This is a genomic window from Brevibacterium antiquum (genome assembly GCF_016107655.1).
Lineage (GTDB): Bacteria > Actinomycetota > Actinomycetes > Actinomycetales > Brevibacteriaceae > Brevibacterium > Brevibacterium antiquum.
Map to the genome: position 1 here is coordinate 131451 of NZ_JABASX010000001.1, position 16115 is coordinate 147565.

At 63.3% G+C, this 16115-nt stretch carries 13 protein-coding genes and 1 pseudogene; 7 read left to right on the forward strand and 7 right to left on the reverse strand.

From position 1 onward, the window contains the following. Positions 1-6: 6 nt before the first annotated feature. The gene (locus JFC13_RS00600) at positions 7-1392 is read right to left on the reverse strand and encodes an MFS transporter (protein ID WP_198395183.1); all 1386 of its coding nucleotides are present in this window, start codon (positions 1390-1392) and stop codon (positions 7-9) included. 409 nt (positions 1393-1801) lie between these two features. Here JFC13_RS00600 and JFC13_RS19180 point away from each other — a divergent pair, with 409 nt between their 5' ends. The 6 genes from JFC13_RS19180 (at position 1802) to JFC13_RS00625 (ending at position 6620) form a co-directional block, all read left to right on the forward strand. Further along, entirely contained in the window at positions 1802-2131 is a 330-nt protein-coding gene (locus JFC13_RS19180; RefSeq protein WP_332839297.1) for an amino acid permease, read from the forward strand. A gap of 6 nt (positions 2132-2137) precedes the next feature. Further along, complete coding sequence (locus JFC13_RS19185; protein ID WP_332839322.1) at positions 2138-2698, forward strand: APC family permease; 561 nt, start codon at positions 2138-2140, stop codon at positions 2696-2698. A gap of 95 nt (positions 2699-2793) precedes the next feature. Beyond that, complete coding sequence (locus tag JFC13_RS00610; protein ID WP_198395184.1) at positions 2794-2991, forward strand: hypothetical protein; 198 nt, start codon at positions 2794-2796, stop codon at positions 2989-2991. 36 nt (positions 2992-3027) lie between these two features. After that, positions 3028-3684 carry a universal stress protein gene (locus tag JFC13_RS00615; RefSeq protein WP_198395185.1) on the forward strand — a complete coding sequence of 219 codons (657 nt, stop codon included), beginning with the start codon at positions 3028-3030 and terminating at the stop codon, positions 3682-3684. A 218-nt stretch (positions 3685-3902) separates the two neighbouring features. Continuing rightward, on the forward strand, positions 3903-5528 hold the full coding sequence (locus JFC13_RS00620; protein WP_198395186.1) for a BCCT family transporter: 1626 nt from the start codon (positions 3903-3905) through the stop codon (positions 5526-5528). Positions 5529-5645: 117 nt separating this feature from the next. After that, positions 5646-6620, forward strand: a complete 975-nt coding sequence (locus JFC13_RS00625; protein WP_198395187.1) for an NADP-dependent oxidoreductase — start codon at positions 5646-5648, stop codon at positions 6618-6620. A gap of 46 nt (positions 6621-6666) precedes the next feature. Here JFC13_RS00625 and JFC13_RS00630 read toward each other — a convergent pair whose 3' ends face one another. From JFC13_RS00630 to JFC13_RS00650, 5 genes are all read right to left on the reverse strand, one after another. Beyond that, the gene (locus tag JFC13_RS00630; protein WP_198395188.1) at positions 6667-7398 is read right to left on the reverse strand and encodes a DeoR/GlpR family DNA-binding transcription regulator; all 732 of its coding nucleotides are present in this window, start codon (positions 7396-7398) and stop codon (positions 6667-6669) included. A 29-nt stretch (positions 7399-7427) separates the two neighbouring features. Continuing rightward, the gene (gene pdxA, locus JFC13_RS00635) at positions 7428-8471 is read right to left on the reverse strand and encodes a 4-hydroxythreonine-4-phosphate dehydrogenase PdxA (protein ID WP_198395189.1); all 1044 of its coding nucleotides are present in this window, start codon (positions 8469-8471) and stop codon (positions 7428-7430) included. Positions 8472-8505: 34 nt separating this feature from the next. Beyond that, on the reverse strand, positions 8506-9888 hold the full coding sequence (locus JFC13_RS00640) for a four-carbon acid sugar kinase family protein (protein WP_198395190.1): 1383 nt from the start codon (positions 9886-9888) through the stop codon (positions 8506-8508). Then, the gene (locus JFC13_RS00645) at positions 9885-11396 is read right to left on the reverse strand and encodes a GntP family permease (RefSeq protein ID WP_198395191.1); all 1512 of its coding nucleotides are present in this window, start codon (positions 11394-11396) and stop codon (positions 9885-9887) included. The genes JFC13_RS00640 and JFC13_RS00645 overlap by 4 nt, the downstream gene beginning before the upstream one ends. Positions 11397-11674: 278 nt before the next feature. Further along, the gene (locus JFC13_RS00650) at positions 11675-12442 is read right to left on the reverse strand and encodes a hypothetical protein (RefSeq protein ID WP_198395192.1); all 768 of its coding nucleotides are present in this window, start codon (positions 12440-12442) and stop codon (positions 11675-11677) included. Between the two features lie 778 nt (positions 12443-13220). Here JFC13_RS00650 and JFC13_RS00655 point away from each other — a divergent pair. Next, a complete protein-coding gene (locus JFC13_RS00655) occupies positions 13221-15347 on the forward strand; it encodes a heavy metal translocating P-type ATPase (protein WP_408610721.1) in 2127 nt (708 codons plus the stop codon). Here JFC13_RS00655 and JFC13_RS00660 read toward each other — a convergent pair. After that, a pseudogene (locus JFC13_RS00660) lies at positions 15333-16107 on the reverse strand (VOC family protein). The gene JFC13_RS00655 and the pseudogene JFC13_RS00660 overlap by 15 nt on opposite strands. Between the last annotated feature and the right edge of the window lie 8 nt (positions 16108-16115).

The following is a 16115-nucleotide window of genomic DNA, read 5'->3' on the forward strand; positions in this document are numbered from 1 at the left end:
CGACTCTCACCTCGACTCGTCGACGAGTTCCTCTTCCTCGAAGACGACATCGGCGCCCTCTTCGGGAAGACCGGAGCCGCGCAGTGACGCACCCTTCGTCTCCTTCATGAAGACGGTTGCGATGAAGCCGATGACACACGCACCCATCACAAAGTAGGCGGGCACGACCGTGTTCCCTGTGGCCCCGATGATCGCTTCATTGGCTGAGGGCGCGGTGCCGCCGAAGATCGCGGTCGAGACGTTGTAGGAGATCGCGAAGCCGGCGAAACGCACCGGGCCGGGGAACATCGCAGGGAAGGTCGCCGAGATCGTCGAGATCTGCGGAATGTAGAGGATGCCGAGAACGGCCAGGCCGATGAGCGCCCAGACGAAGCCGTTGGCCATGAGCATGAACATCGGAATGGCTGCAACGAACAGGCCGATGAGAGAGAAGTACCAGACCGGTTTGCGTCCGACCTTGTCCGAGAGTATTCCGCCGAACGGAATGAGGACCATCATGAACGCCTGGGCCAGGAACATCACCGTCAGCGCGGAGTTCGAGTCCATGCCGACCGGATCCTGCAGGTAGGCGGGCATATAGGACAGCAGCGTGTAGTTGACGACGTTGACCGCGACGACCATGCCGCCGAGGATGAGCAGCTGCTTCCAGTAGTCGGTGAAGAGAATGCGGAAGACCTCCTTGACCGACTTGCCCTGGTCGTTGTCGTCGAGTTCCTCATAGACAGGGGATTCGTCGAGCTTGGTCCTCATGTAGAGACCGACCACGCCGAGGACGCCGGCGAAGACGAATGGAATCCTCCAGCCCCAATCCATCATGGTCTCTTCACCGAGACCCAGCTGCAGCAGCAGAACGAAGAGCGAACCGGCGGCCATGCCGGCCAGGGTGCCGAATTCGAGGAAGCTGCCGAAGAATCCGCGGCGCTTATCGGGGGCGTACTCGGCCATGAACGTGGCGGCACCGCCGTACTCTCCGCCCGAGGAGAAGCCCTGGATGACGCGGAGGAGGACGAGGACGATCGGTGCGGCGATGCCGATTGTGGCATAGCTGGGCAGGAAGGCGATGAGGAATGTCGATCCGGCCATGAGCAGAATCGTCAGCGCAAGCACTGCCTTGCGTCCGAGGCGATCACCCATCGGTCCCCAGACGATGCCGCCGAGCGGGCGGAAGATGAAGGAGACAGCGAAGGTCAGCAGCGCCAGGAGTTGGCCGTGGCTGCCGGGGAAGAAGTGCTGGGTGATGTAGGTGATCGAGACCGCATACAAGCCGTAGTCGAACCACTCGGTGGCATTGCCGACCGCCGAGGCGGCGACGGCTTTGCGGACCGTCTTGAGGTCCGGCTCGTGTGGGGCCGCGGGGATGGTGGCCTCGGGATGCGTGTTGGAGTTACTCACGTGTTCCTCCGATCGTGTGGGGCCATCATCGTGATGGCCCTCATGAGAGAAGCGACTATGAACGGTACGAGTATCCACTGAGCGTTTCAACGCGAAGATGCTGTCAAGTCAACGGCGTGTCTTTGTCTGTTCTCAAATTCTATGGGTGTCTGACCTGGGGTGATGTGAAGATCAGGCAAAATCTGAACGCACGAATAGTTTCACATGAAATTCTACAGATATCGTTACCTGTCTCCTGTTGACAGAATTTCGGCTGAATGGCGCGCTTCGCTGGGAGTGTGAAGAGGCGTAGTGTTCGCTCATCGCTTTTCCCACACTTCGGCGACTTTCGTGGTGATAGTCTGCCAGAGTTGTGACGTGGGTCATAGAGAGAATCTGACCGCGAAGAATTGGAGGTCCGCTCACGGAAGTGCTGCGCAGGAAGGACGTCAACGACGTCATCCACCAAAACGATGAGCCGGGCGAGGGTGGGCACTTAAGGAAGAACCTCGGGGCCAAAGACCTCATCGGCTTCGGCAGCGGCATCGTCATCGGAACGGGTATCTTCACGCTCACCGGTCTGGAAGCCGAAGAGAACGCGGGACCGGCCGTGATGATCTCCTTCGTGATCGCAGGGTTCGTCGCTCTGCTCGCTGCACTCTGCTATTCGGAACTGGCAGCCGCCGTTCCCACCGCCGGCAGCTCCTACACCTACGCCTGCTCCACGATCGGTGAGATCTTCGCCTGGATCATCGCGTAAGATCTCATCCTCGAATTCGCCCTCGACGCCTCGGTCGTCCCCCGTGGCTGGTCCGGCTATATCGCCGCTGCCGTTGTATTCTTCGCCTATTCCGGGTTCGAAGCCATCGTCAACCTCGGCGAGGAGACGAAGAAGCCGGCGAAGGACATGCCGATGGGCCTGCTGGGCACACTGGCCATCGGCACCGTCCTCTATGTCGGCGTCTGCCTCGTCGTCACCGGCATGGTCCACTACAGCAAACTCTCCGAAGGTGATGCCGTCGCCGATGTCTTCACCCAGAACGGGCTCGGGTGGGCAGGCATCCTCATCGGCATCGCGGCCGTGGCAGGACTGAGTTCGGTCATCCTCGTCGATATCGTCGCAATGGGACGCATCGGCTTCGCCCTCTCCCGTGACGGTCTGCTGCCGCCCATCTTCTCCTGCATCCACCCCCGTCGTCGTTCTGCGCAAGACCTCGCCGGACATGAAGCGCCCATTCCGGACCCCCTGGGTGCCCATCCTGCCCATCGTCTCTGTCATGGCTTGCCCGGGCTTATGGCCAGCCTTGCCGTCGAGACCTGGCAGTGATTCATCGTCTGGCTGCTTCTGGGCTTCGTCGTCTACTTCGCCTACGGGTACCGGAAGTCGCGTCTGGCTCGCCAGGAACGTGAGGAAGAGCTGACATGAGCGTTCTCGTCGGATTCGGTGTCGATACGAAGAGCCGCGCCGCTGTGCGCTTCGGCGCCGACCTCGCCCGGGCCACGGGTGAACCGCTCATCCTCGGCCTCGTGGTCCAGGGCCGGTTCTCATCCAGTCAGATGTCAGACTCCTCCGGGGTCTCCGATGACTGGAAGAAGGAGATCAGGAACATGTCCTCCTAGGCGATCGCCGATGCCAAGGGAGCCCTTCCCGAGGATGTGGACGCCGAGGTGGTCACCCGATCCGGTCGCTCCGTGACCCGAGTGCTCCATACCGAAGCCATCGACCACATCGCACAGGTCCTCATCACCGGATCCTCGGTGTGTGGGCCACTGGGACGCATCGTCCTCGGCAGCACGACTGACCGCTTGGTCCATTCCTCGCCGTTGCCGATCGCACTGGTTCCTCGCGGCTACAACTCGGACCGTACCGAGTTCCGACGGCTGGTCTTCGCTGTCGACCCTTCGCGTAGAACGGAGAGGTATTACGATTCCGTGGCGCGCCTGGCTCATTGGCTGGGCATCGGAGTCGAGGTTGTCACCTTCGCCGTCAGACCCTCTCGACCCACCGGCCTGGGAGCATTCACCGACCACGGTATGTACTCCCACTGGCGGGATCAGGACACTTCCGGACACAAAGAGATCGTGTCCGCGATCGAGAGCAGCGAAGACGCGGTCTCCGTCACTGGGACGGGAATCGTCACCGGCGACCGCTGGTCGAGTGCGGTCAACGCCTTCGACTGGCAGGACGGGGACATCCTCGTCGCCGGATCGAGCGAGTCTGCCATGCACGGTGTGTTCCTCGGCTCCACAGCCACGCACATCATGCGCCACTCACCGGTGCCGATGGTTCTGCTGCCTCAGCCCAGACCTTAGCAAAGTACAGAAGAGGGCCGGTGCCTGCCCTGGCATGACACAGTCAGGGTTATCGAGTGAGTCGCCGCACATACAGATGGTTTCGTGCTCAGAGAATGACTGCTCGTCCACCCGGTCGCCTAGACTTGAGCGCTGCGAATCCTGACAGAATGCTCAACTCAACTGACTGTCCTGTTGCCGAAACCTCGGTCAGCGGGGCTCGGAAGGCAGCAAGACACGTGGACCAGACCAGAAACCCTTCGGAATCACCCGAGACGGATGCAGAACCTCCTCCCGCAAAGGAGGCGAACACCGCCGTCACCGATCATGATTTCCCAACTGGGCCCGCCGAGGCAGTCCAACGCAGCCGTATTGACATCCCCGTCGCCGGGACCAGCGTAGGAATCCTCGCCGTCTTCGTCGTGCTGGCCCTCATCCTTCCGGACAAGATGTCGAACTGGGTGGGCACCGCTTTCACTGCATGCGCGGACATCTTCGGAATGTACTGGCAGATCCTACTGCTGGCGACATTCCTCATCGCTCTCATCCTCATCTTCACCCCATGGGCCAAGGCGCGGCTGGGCAACCAGGCACGACCGGACTTCAAGCGTTTCAGCTGGATCGCCATGATCATGACGACCCTGCTCGCGGCCGGGGGAGTGTTCTGGGCGGCGGCGGAGCCGATGTACCACTATGCGACGACACCGCCGCACTTCACCGACGGTGGAGGCAGCGCTGTCGACGCGGTGGCCGCCGCTCTTGCCACGAGCTTCATCGACTGGGGATTCCTCGCCTGGGCGATCCTCGGGTCTCTAGGCGCGATCGTGATGATGCGGGCCGCAGAGATGGGGATGCCCCTGCGGCCACGCAGCCTGCTCTACCCGGTCCTGGGCAAACGCGCGGCTCACGGACCGATCGCCGCCATCGTCGACGTCGTGTGCATCATCTCTGTCGCTGCGGGCACGATCGGTCCTGTCGGCTTCCTCGGCATGCAGGTCTCCTACGGGCTGAACTCCCTGTTCGGCATCCCTGATATCTACCCGGTGCAACTCGCTGTGATTGCGGTGCTCACCGCCGTCGCCGGTGTCAGCGTCTTCTCCGGTGTCAGCCGCGGAATTCGATTCCTCAGCAGCGCCAACGTCTGGATGGCACTGGCACTCATGGCCACCGTGCTCGTGGTCGGATCGGCCTGGTTCGTGATTAAGAGCTATTTCAGCGGCTTCGCTTTGTACATGACCGACTTCTTCAGCATGACGCTTTACCGAGGAGACACCGAATGGCTCTCGGGCTGGACGGTGTTCTTCTTCGGTTGGTTCCTCGGTTATGCCCCGCTGATGGCGATCTTCGTCGCCCGCATCTCAAGGGGCCGAACCGTTCGGGACCTGCTCATCAGCACCACGGTTCTGCCTCCCATCGCCACAACATTCTGGTTCACTGTCCTGGGCGGCACAGGCATCTTCCTCGAACAGAAGTCTGCCGGTTCCATCTCCGAACCGCTGATGGACGGAGGACTGCCCGCAGCAGTCATGGCCATCAGCTCTAATCTGCCGCTGTCGTTGATCATCAGCCTCGGCTTCCTCCTCCTGACGATGACCTTCGTGGCAACGACCACGGACTCTATGTCGTTCGCGATGTCGCAGTCATGCATGACGAGCGGTGAACCATCGCCGAAGCTGCGGGCCACGTGGGCCCTTCTCATCGGAGCCACCGCGGCCGTGCTCATCAGCTTGGGAGATGGCGGGGTCGACGCGCTGCAATCGGCGATCGTCATCACCGCCGTGCCGGTGGGCTTTGTCATGCTGCCCTCACTGTTCGCAGCGCCGATCTACGTCAGGCAGATGGCCAAGGAACAGAACCTGGCCTGAGATGAGGGGGTCGGCGCCCCACCCTCGTCGAGGGCTTCTTCCCGTGTGGCACTGTTCCGGCGAATATCGTCAATGTTGTTACTGGTGTTGGTCTTCGGCATCCGCCATGATGAGGATATGACTGACGCAAACAGCAGTGCTCACACAGACACAGCGACGATGAAGGCCATGAGCCAGACCGAATTCGGCAGCCCCGAGGTTCTTCACGAGGTGGAGCTGCCGAGGCCGAAGCCGGGGCCCAGCCAGATCCTCATCAAGGTCAAAGCCTCAGGCGTGAACCCCACGGATTGGAAGCACCGCAGCGGCCCCCGCTTCCTCCCCGATCCGCCATTCGTCCTCGGCTGGGACGTGTCAGGGGTAGTCGAAGAGGTGGGTGTCGGGGTGACACTCTTCAAGCCGGGCGATGAGGTCTTCGGGATGTTGCCCTATCCCTTCGGTGTCGGTGCGCACGCCGAATACGCTGTGGGCCCGACACGTGCCTTTGTACCGAAGCCGGGCACCGTCGACCATGTGCAGGCGGGAGCGCTCCCACTCGTGGCGCTGACCGCGTGGCAGTCCCTGGTCGACACTGCGAAGATCGCCCCGGGTGACCGGGTTCTCGTGCATGCCGCTGCCGGCGGAGTGGGGCACGTGGCGGTGCAGATCGCGAAGGCGCGAGGAGCCTATGTGATCGGAACGGCGAGTGCACCGAAGCATGATTTCGTCCGCGGCCTGGGTGCTGACGAGATGATCGACTACCGCGAGGAGGACTTCGTCGAGGCGGCGCGCGACATCGACATCGCCTTTGACACCATCGGCGGTGACTATCAGCTGCGCTCTCTCCGGACTCTCAGGCCAGGTGGGATCATGGTGTCCACGGTTCCTGTCCCGGCCGCGGGGCTCTTCGAGGAGGCCGAAGCCCTGGGAGTCAGGGGTGAGACCATCCTCGTCGAAGCCGACCAGGCAGGCATGCTCGAGATCGCTGCGCTCGTTGAAAGCAGACAGCTGCGGGCAACGATCGCAGCCACGTTCCCGTTGACGGATGCTGCGAAGGCACATGAAGCAGGTGAGACGAACGCGACGACAGGCAAGCTGGTGCTGACCATGGAGTAGAGATGACCAGGGAGTGAAAGAGGGGGGAAGAGCCGCTCGAGGATGCTCACCCTTCCTCTTGGCCATGCACCCCAAGCTCGTTGATCCAGATCCACCCCTCAGGCAGGGGCGCCCACGCGGCCACATCGCGTCTGGCCTTCGAACTGTCCGCGAGTACAACGACGTGCCTTGCGCGTTCGGCGATGAGCTCCTTCGTCCGTGCTTCGTCGAGAGTCGGTTCGCCGAGTCCCTTGGCAGGATCTACCGCGTCAGCACCGAGGAAGGCGACATCGACGTGGAGTCGGCTGAGCGCATGGTCGCTCAGCGCACCCGTCGTCCCATGGGACATCGTCGAGACCTCACCGCCGACCATGATGACCTTCGGTCCCATGGGGTGGGCAAGAGCCAGCGCAATCTCGAGCCCGCGCGTGATGATGGTGAGATCACGACGATCGCGGATGCGCTCTGCCAAACGCACCGTCGTCGACCCGGCGTCGAGGAAGACCGTGCGCACAGTCCCCTCGCCGAGGTGGTCCATCGCGGCCGCGGCAATCGCATCCTTGGCCTCGGCGTTGGCCTCCATCCGCTGTCCCAGCGGAGGTTCGACATAACCGGCGGCAGTGGCCCCGCCGATGGTGCGGATGACCTCGCCGGTCTCCGACATCTCGCGCAGGTCGCGACGGATCGTCGACTCTGAAGTCTCCAGCTCGTCGGCCAGCCGGGAGATTGTCCACGAACCGGTCTTGAGCAGAGACAAGATGTCCTCGCGGCGCTTCTGTGTGCCCGTGCGAATCGCCATGGTGAAAATCCTACTTCGGCAGGTACTGGTTACTTGGGCAGGTATTCGGCGCGGATGCCGTCGACGAAAGGTGCGTAACCGATCGCGGCGGTGTAGGCCGAGCGCATGGTGTCGGCATCGGCGATGCCCTGACCGGCGATGTCGAAGGCCGTGCCGTGATCGACCGAGGTGCGCAGGATCGGCAGGCCCACAGTCACGGAGATCGTGCCGTCGAAGTCGAAGGTCTTCGAGGCGATGTGGCCCTGGTCGTGATATTGAGAGAGGATTCCGTCAAAGCGGCCGGACAAGCCCTGGTGGAAGACCGAGTCAGCTGGAATCGGACCGGTCGCCTCGAGACCGGAGTCGACGACGCGCTCAACGGCGGGTCGCAGGATCTCGATCTCCTCGTCACCGAATGCGCCGTTCTCGCCACCGTGCGGATTGAGCGCGGCGACGGCCAACCTCGGCGAGGCCACACCATAGAGCTGCAGGGCCCGATGGGCGCGTTCGATGGAATCGACCTGTGTGTCGATCGTCAGTGCGTCGATGGCTTTGCGCAGCGACATGTGGCGGGTGGCGAAGAAGATCTGGAGCTTGTGCTCGGGAGCCTTCGTGTTTTCGACGACGAACATCGTGTCCTGTTTGGTCACGCCGGTGAGCTCGCCGAGCATCTCCGTGTGGCCCAGGTGCTTCGACCCGGACTTCCATACGGCTTCCTTGTTGATGGGGCCAGTGACGATGCCGGCGATCTCACGATTCATCGCGGCCTTCGTGGCGACCTCGATCGCTGTCACGGCGGCCTGACCTGCGCGAGCATCGACGACGCCCCATGCCGGCAGATCATCGCCGAGCACGCCGATGTCGAAGACGTCGATGACGCCCTGCCCGGCGGCAGGTGTCGACCAGTCGGTGATGGTCCTCAGCTCCACGTCGAGTCCCAGGACGTCCACGGCACGTTTCATCACGGCCAGGTCGGCTACTGCGACACCGTGCTGGTCCTCACGGCCGGAGAATTCGGCGAGCACGGTCGCTGTGATCTCGGGGCCGATGCCCACCGGGTCGCCCACGGTCATGGCGAGTACGGGTGCGGTCATGTCAGTCTCCTTGTGTGGTTTCATCTGTGAATTGTCATCCCTGTCCGACGCGAGAGGTCGCCATCAGGTAGTCGAGGCACTTGACAGCCGTACCCGAGTCCCCGATGAGTCCGCCCTTCGTCACGATCGGCAGGCCGTCTGCGCTTCCTCCGACGAGGTGACCGCCCACGGCCAGCGGGACGATCTCCTTCTCGATCTCCATCCCGACTGCGCCCACGGCTCTCATCACCATGGCCGTGACATCGCCTCCAGTCGTATAGAGGCCTGTGATGACGGGGGAGCTCATGACGGCGGCCGCAATCATGGCCAGTCGCTTCGTCGTCATCTCCGACTGCTCATTGCTGAGATCGAGCAGGTCACCGGGCTCGAGTACGGTGGCGATGATGATCGCCCGCGCCGAGGTGACCTCCTCGACCCGCTCGAGTGTCGCCTCGACATCGGGGAGGTTCTCCTCATCGAGGATGGTGCGGATCAAGGTGACCGTCGGATCCTCGGCGAGTTTGGTCAGCTGGGCTCGTGTCACCTCAGTGGCCGACCCTGAGATTCCGAGGATGGCACCGCCGGGACGAGTCGGCAGCAGGGACAATGCGAGGGCGAGGCTGCCGGGACCGGGGTCGATGGTCACCCAGTCGAGGATCTCGCCGTTGCGCAGACCGGCCCTTGCTCGGGCGCCGAAGCTGTCCGCCCCGGTGGAGTCTTCTGCGATTTCCCTCGTCACCGAGGCGACGACAGCTCCGACAAGTCTCACGTGGTCCTCAGTCAGGGCATCGGCGATGATGATGTCGGCCCCATTGGAGATTGCATCGAGGACCTCGGACCGAATCGCCCAGTGCCCGGACAACACCGTCGAGATCTCGATGAGGTGGGCGTCGAGATCGGTGCCGGTTCGCAGGATCGCGTCGACATCGGAGGTGTGCATAGGGGAGCGGACATCGTGTTTGAGCTCAGTGTGCTCGAGCAGTCGGCCCTCAAGGAGCTGTTGGCCCTGGACGGTGGTTCGACCCGCGGTGGGAAACGCAGGAACGCAGAGACCCATGACCCGCTTCTTCTGTCCTCCGTGTCCGCCGGCCGATTCGGCTGCCCTTCTGCGAGCGTTGAGTGCCGCCTCGGCAGAAGGGCCGACATTGCCTCGCAGCGTTGTGTCGATGCGGCAGGCAACGAGGTCGATGTCGCTGGTGATCCCGATCAGCGATTCGGTGAGCTCGGCTGCCTTCTCCGGCGGCAGATGCCGGGAGTCGGCGTTGAGTACGACAGCGTCGTAGTCGTTGAGGAGGTCATCGAGGTTGACCGTCTCGGACCGACTCGTCCCGGTCACGGTGATGGTCCGCAGGCCCGCTTCGGCGAATAGGGCACCGCAGGCATTGCCGCCGGTGAGGTCGTCGGCGACGATGAGGATTCGTGGACTGTGCTGGCTCATACGATCAAGTCGAGCACGAACAGCAGCGGAATGGAACCGGCCCACACGGCGGTGGTGATACCCGACCAGCCCTTGATGGCATTGATGCCGTCGAGGCCGGTGAAGCGAGTGACGACCCAGAAGTAGGAGTCGTTGAAGTAGGAGAAGACCATCGAGCCGGCGGTGCAGGCCATGACCGCTACCAGTGGGCTCAGACCCAGGGGAGCGATGAGCGGGGCGGTGACCGAGGCTGCGGTGATCATCGCGACTGTGCCCGAGCCCTGTGCGATCCGGACCAAGGTGGCGATGAGGAACGGCACAAGGAAGGCCGGCAGGCTGATCGACGCGATCGCCTCGGCAAGGGCATCGCCGACACCTGATTCGGTGAGGACCTTGCCGAAGGCTCCACCAGCACCGGTGATGAGCAGAATGAGACCCGCCGAGGCGGCTCCGTCGGCCAACCAGTTCTGCACCTTGTTGCGCGGGGTCACGCGGGGCAGCAGGGTGTAGACGGCGAGGATGAGGCCGATCATCAGCGCGATGACGGGGTTGCCGAGGAACGCCAGCGGGGCGACCCAGGACGAAGGCTCGTAGGCGTCGCCGGAGAGTTCACCCTGATTGCTCTTGTCGATGGCCGTCGACACAGTGTTGGCGACGATGAGCAGCAGGGGAACGATGAGCGGCAGGAATCCGAGGAAGGCTCCCGGATTCTTCGTCGCACCAGTTTCGCTGTTGACGGTGTCCGCGTTGTCACCGGAGCCTGCGGTGTCCGCGTTGTCACCGGTCGCGGTGGCAACTCCGCCGTGACCAGCATCCGTGCTGCCGCCTCCGCTGGCCCCGCCGGTGGCATGTCCTTCCGTCGAGGTGGTCGTGACCGAGCCGTATACTTCGTGCTTGACCGTTGCGTTGAGCACGGGTTCGAGCTTCGGTCCGATCCAACGGGCGTAGATGACGACGACCGGCAGGAGAATGACGGTGAAGATGACGCCGGTGAGGATGACGGCACCGATGTCGGCGCCGAGGATGCCTGTCGCGGCAAGCGGTCCTGGGGTCGGTGGGACCATGTGGTGGGTCAGCGTCATGCCGCAGCCCAGGGCGAGAGCGAGGGTGACGTAGCCGCCGCGCTTGACGCGGGCGATCGAGCGGGCCAGCGGGTTCATGATGACGTAGCCGGAGTCGCAGAAGACCGGGATCGACACGAGTGAGCCCACGGTGCCCATTGCCCAGGGCTCGCGGCCCTTGCCGAAGGCGCTCAGGAAGGCACGGGCCAGTGAGTCCGCGGCACCGGAGACCTCGAGGATCTTGCCGATCCCGACGCCCAGGCCGATGACGATGCCGATGCTGGCCAGTGTGTTGCCGAAGCCGGTGGTGATCGCGTCGACGAGCGAGAGCAGGTCCTGACCGGCGACGATGCCGGTGACGACCGATGCTGTGAGAAGCGCGATGAAGGCGTCGAGGCGGGTCGCCAAGACGATGACGACGATCGTCGCGATCCCGGCGATGAGCGCCAAGATGAGTTGCAGATCCATGAGATCCTCCGCAGTGAGGCCGACTCAGTCAGCGAGCCGGGATTGATCCGAGCCGACTCTCAGCGAAGCCGATGAGTCAGACACGAAGTTGAACAGCATGAGCAAGTATTGCCGATATATGCGCAACTATGCAATGTGTGTGCGCCTTTGCTCCCGAAACGGTCTCGCCGTGCCGGTCTGCGACCCATCGAATCGGCTGTGCCTCAACGGTCGGTGAATGGTGGTCGGTTTTCGACTCCCAGCCGACCACCAGTTACCGACCGTTTGGCTCTTCGGCGCTACATGCTGAGGTGCTGGGCGAGGAGCTTGCCGAAAGCGGACATGTCGGTGCGTTTCGAGACCCTCAGGATCGTCCACCCTTCTGCCTCAATGAGTTGTCGCCGTTCGATGTCACCGGCAAATTGTTCTGGTGAGGTGCGATGGTGGTCGCCTTCGTACTCGATCGCCAACTTGATGCCGGGGTAGCCGAGATCCGGGTGGAGTGTGATGTTCTTGATGTGCGAGTGGATCTCCGGGTGGACGTGAGGCTCTGGGAAGCCATTTCTGATGATCCACAGTCGCAGCCACGTCTCGCGTGGTGAGTCGACATTGTTTCGAAGGAGTGAAATCGCCTGCTCGAGCAACTTCCGGCTCCGCACCTGCCTTCGGGATGCCAGCTCGGTCCGGAAGTGTTCGATCGAAGTTTTCGGGCCGCTGAAGCGCGTGGAAACCACAGCATCTCCCATCTGGACAAGTTCCGAAATGTCGAGGAACGGTGCGACTTCGATCAGCAGATGCGGAACAGAGAGAAGCGGAAGATCGAAGAAGTCGTTGTGGTTCAAGCGCTGATGGCGATGCAGGATGATCCCAGGTCGGTTGACTCTGATGCATGAAGCGTCTCCAGCAATGTGCAGTGCGTGGTCCCGAATGCGATTCGGAACTGGGAGACCGTAGAGGCGGGCAGCCGTCCACACGGTGCCGACAACGTCCGGGCGCAACAATCGAAATCCGCGCAGCCTGGTCGCCTCCCGTAGCCAGGTTGCTCCTGCCCACAGAGGAGTGGCCATCGATGCCTCATCGTCTCTGTCGATCCAGACGTTGCGAAAGATCCGCACGTATCGGGAGTTCGTCTTGAGCGAGTGGGCAGTGATGCGCCTGGCTGCAAGGTCGTTCCTGGTGAATGGTCTCGGCGCGCTCTGGAAAATAGTGGGTTGAGAATGCCAATGCGTCATACCCGACCACAATGAACTTGAGAGTCGGGCTCGTCCAGGCACCAGCGGAGCCTTGTGGACAGTCTGCCGTCATGCACAGCTGAAATGCGTCGAAGTGCAGGTGGGAATCGAACGACCGCTTGCATGGGTATGAGTGCTGGTCACCGCCGAATGCTGTGTGTGGTCGGTTCGCGCAGGACTCGACGTCCGTATTGACCGAAGGTGTTTGAGCCCGAGGCGATCGATGTTATCCACACCGAAGTGAGCGCAAGTGGCTGATTGTGCCTGCATGCCAACGGTCATTCGGTGCTCGTCGTTCCCTGATCCGCCAACGGTCGGTAATCGGCGGTCGATTTTCTGCACCCAGTCGACCACCAAATACCGATCGTTTGGTGTCGACTGCCTGCAGTCGCACATGCGGTTGGATAGTCGATGGCCGCAGTGAAGCCTGTCCCTCGGCGGGGCTCTGGTGCGTGAGCTCACCTCTGGAGCCTTGGGGTTATACCCCTAAGGGGTATATATTGAGGGTATGGGAGCACAGCACGAACATGAGAACCATTCCGGTCACTCGGGAGTCGGTGAGCACCTGAGCCACGATGCCGATAGCGGTCACGCTGACCGCGAAGCACGTCATATGCCCGCGGGACATGAAGAGGACGCCAGCCACAGCGACCACACTGACCATGCGGGTCTCGGTGGCCACGCAGACCACAGTGGCCACGCAGACCACGCCGGTCATGGCGACCACAGTGGCCACACTGACCATGCGGGTCATGGCGACCATGTCGCGCAATTCCGGCGGTTGTTCTGGATCATGCTCGTCATCGCGATCCCGGTCATCGCCTTCAGCCCCATGTTCGGCCACCTCGTAGGCTATGAGGTTCCCGAGACTGGCATCCTCGGCTGGCTGCGTTGGCTCTCACCGGTACTGGGCACCGTCATGTACTTCTGGGGCGGCAGGCCGTTCCTGATCGGCGGTCTCAGCGAGCTGAGAGCTCGCAATCCGGGGATGATGCTCCTCATCGCACTGGCCATCACCGTCGCATTCCTCTCCTCCTGGGGCTCCTCACTCGGTCTCCTCGATGCCGAGCTCGACTTCTGGTGGGAGCTGGCGCTGCTTGTCGTCATCATGCTGGCAGGGCACTGGCTGGAGATGCGCTCCGTGGCCCAGACCACCTCGGCGCTGGACAGTCTGGCGGCGCTGCTGCCCGACGAAGCAGAGACGATCGTCGACGGCGAAACGGTAATGGTCGATCCAGCCGACCTCAGACTCGGCGACACTGTCGTCGTCCGCCCTGGTGCAGCGGTCCCTGCCGACGGCCGGGTCATCGACGGCTCGGCCAGCATGGATGAGTCCATGGTCACGGGGGAATCGACGACCGTTCGTCGCGCGGAGGGCGATACCGTCGTGGCGGGCACAGTCGCCACCGACTCCGGACTGCGCCTGGAGATCACGGCCACCGGTGATGACACTGCGCTCGCCGGCATCCAGAAGCTGGTCTCCGAGGCACAGAACTCGACCTCTCGGGCACAGCGCATCGCCGACAAAGCCTCGGCCTGGCTGTTCTGGTTCGCCCTCGGCGCCGCCGTGATCACCGCGATCGTCTGGTCCCTGGTAGGTATGCCGGACTCGGCGGTCGTGCGCACGATCACCGTCCTCGTCATCGCCTGTCCCCACGCTTTGGGCCTGGCCATCCCGCTCGTCGTGTCCATCGCCACCGAGCGGGCAGCCCGCGGCGGCGTCCTCATCAAGGACCGGCTGGCGCTGGAGACGATGCGCTCAGTCGATTCGGTGCTCTTCGACAAGACCGGCACCCTGACCAAGGGCGAACCGACAGTCACCGCGGTTGAGGTCACGACCGAGGACCGCACCGAGGATGAGATCCTTGCGCTCGCCGCAGCTGCAGAGGCGGACAGCGAGCACCCCTTGGCACGTGCGATCGTTCGCGCCGCTCGGAACCGTGGTGTCGATGTCCCGGTGGCGACGAATTTCTCATCCTCCCCAGCGGTCGGCGTCAAGGCTCAGGTCGATGGCGCCGAGGTGGCTGTGGGCGGGCCGAATCTGCTCAGTGAGCACGGTGTGGGCGAAGCTCCGATCGTCGCACAGTGGAGCGGGGAGGGTTCGATCATCCTCCACGTCATCGTTGATGGAAGCGTCATCGGCGCACTCAAACTCGCCGATGAGATCCGACCTGAATCTCGCGAAGCCGTAGACGCGCTGCACCGGCGTGGTGCGCAGGTGGTCATGATCACCGGCGACGCCGAGGCGGTTGCCCAGGCCGTGGCCGCCGAACTCGGCATCGACCGAGTCTTCGCCGGGGTCCACCCTGCGGACAAAGCGGCCAAGGTCGCCGAGTTGCAGGGAGAGGACCGCAAGGTCGCGATGGTCGGCGACGGAGTCAACGATGCGCCGGCCTTGGCGGCGGCCGATGTCGGCATCGCCATCGGAGCCGGCACGGACGTGGCCATCGGCTCGGCCGGAGTCATCCTGGCCTCCGATGACCCCCGGTCCGTGCTCTCGGTCATCGAACTCTCGCGGGCGACGTTTCGGAAGATGAAGCAGAACCTGTGGTGGGCCGCCGGCTATAACCTCATCTCGGTCCCACTCGCTGCCGGTGTCCTGGCACCCATCGGCTTCGTGCTGCCGATGAGCGTGGGCGCGATCCTCATGTCAATCTCCACGATCGTCGTCGCCCTCAACGCTCAGCTATTGCGCCGGCTGGATCTGCGGCCGGAGGAGTCGGCCTCAGCCGCCCAGTGAGCGAGCTGTCATGCCCGTGTCAGAGAGGCGAGAATACCGCGTCAGGGTCTGGTCGATCGAGCTGCCGCCGATGCCCAGGGTCACCTGCGTGCCCCATGGGTCGGAGACGCGGACCGAGCGGCCGTTGTCGGCAAAGTCCATCGTGCGTGCGCTCAGGCGAGCGACCAGTGCGTCGAGGTCCTCGCGGCCCGGCACGGTGATGGCGACATCGCCGAGGCCGAGGCTGGCTGCGCGTGGACCGACACCGCGACTGTTCCAGGTATTCATCGCAACGTGGTGGTATCCACCGGCCGAGGCGAAGAGGACACCGGGCATTGCGGCGAGCGTCGGCTCGAAGTCGAGGGCGTCGACGTGGGACTTGCGAGCGGTCGGCACGTCGCCGACCTGCAGATGGACGTGGCCGACCTGCAGATGGACGTGGCCGATGAACCCACGAACTGGCTGTTCGTATTCTGCGCGGCGTGGGCAACGGTCGCAGCCAGCGAAGCCTGGTTCTCGAACAGGAAAGCGGTGTGGAAGAGACCAGCCTGGGTGCGGTCGACCCCGGGCAGATTGGGTGTGGCGACGAGCTTGACCAGGGGAGTGCCCCGCGGCCGAGCACACGGTGGATCTCACTGCCGCGCGAAACCTCTTCGAGGGGCTCCATCGCGAGGGCAGTGGAGTAGTAGGCCGACATCCCCTCGAGATCGCCGACGCGCAGGGTGACGGCGTCAATTCCGATGGCAGCGCCCGGTCGTCGATTCAGACGCTTGAGCGACACATCAGTAC

Excerpts from the sequence above, each read along its gene's own strand:
- JFC13_RS00630 (WP_198395188.1), bottom strand. The coding sequence starts at position 7,398 with ATGGCGATTCGCACGGGCACACAGAAGCGCCGCGAGGACATCTTGTCT.
- JFC13_RS00610 (WP_198395184.1), top strand. The coding sequence starts at position 2,794 with ATGAGCGTTCTCGTCGGATTCGGTGTCGATACGAAGAGCCGCGCCGCT.
- pdxA (WP_198395189.1), bottom strand. The coding sequence starts at position 8,471 with ATGACCGCACCCGTACTCGCCATGACCGTGGGCGACCCGGTGGGCATC.
- JFC13_RS00655 (WP_408610721.1), top strand. The coding sequence starts at position 13,221 with ATGCCCGCGGGACATGAAGAGGACGCCAGCCACAGCGACCACACTGAC.
- JFC13_RS00645 (WP_198395191.1), bottom strand. The coding sequence starts at position 11,396 with ATGGATCTGCAACTCATCTTGGCGCTCATCGCCGGGATCGCGACGATC.
- JFC13_RS00640 (WP_198395190.1), bottom strand. The coding sequence starts at position 9,888 with ATGAGCCAGCACAGTCCACGAATCCTCATCGTCGCCGACGACCTCACC.
- JFC13_RS00650 (WP_198395192.1), bottom strand. The coding sequence starts at position 12,442 with ATGGCCACTCCTCTGTGGGCAGGAGCAACCTGGCTACGGGAGGCGACC.
- JFC13_RS00625 (WP_198395187.1), top strand. The coding sequence starts at position 5,646 with ATGACTGACGCAAACAGCAGTGCTCACACAGACACAGCGACGATGAAG.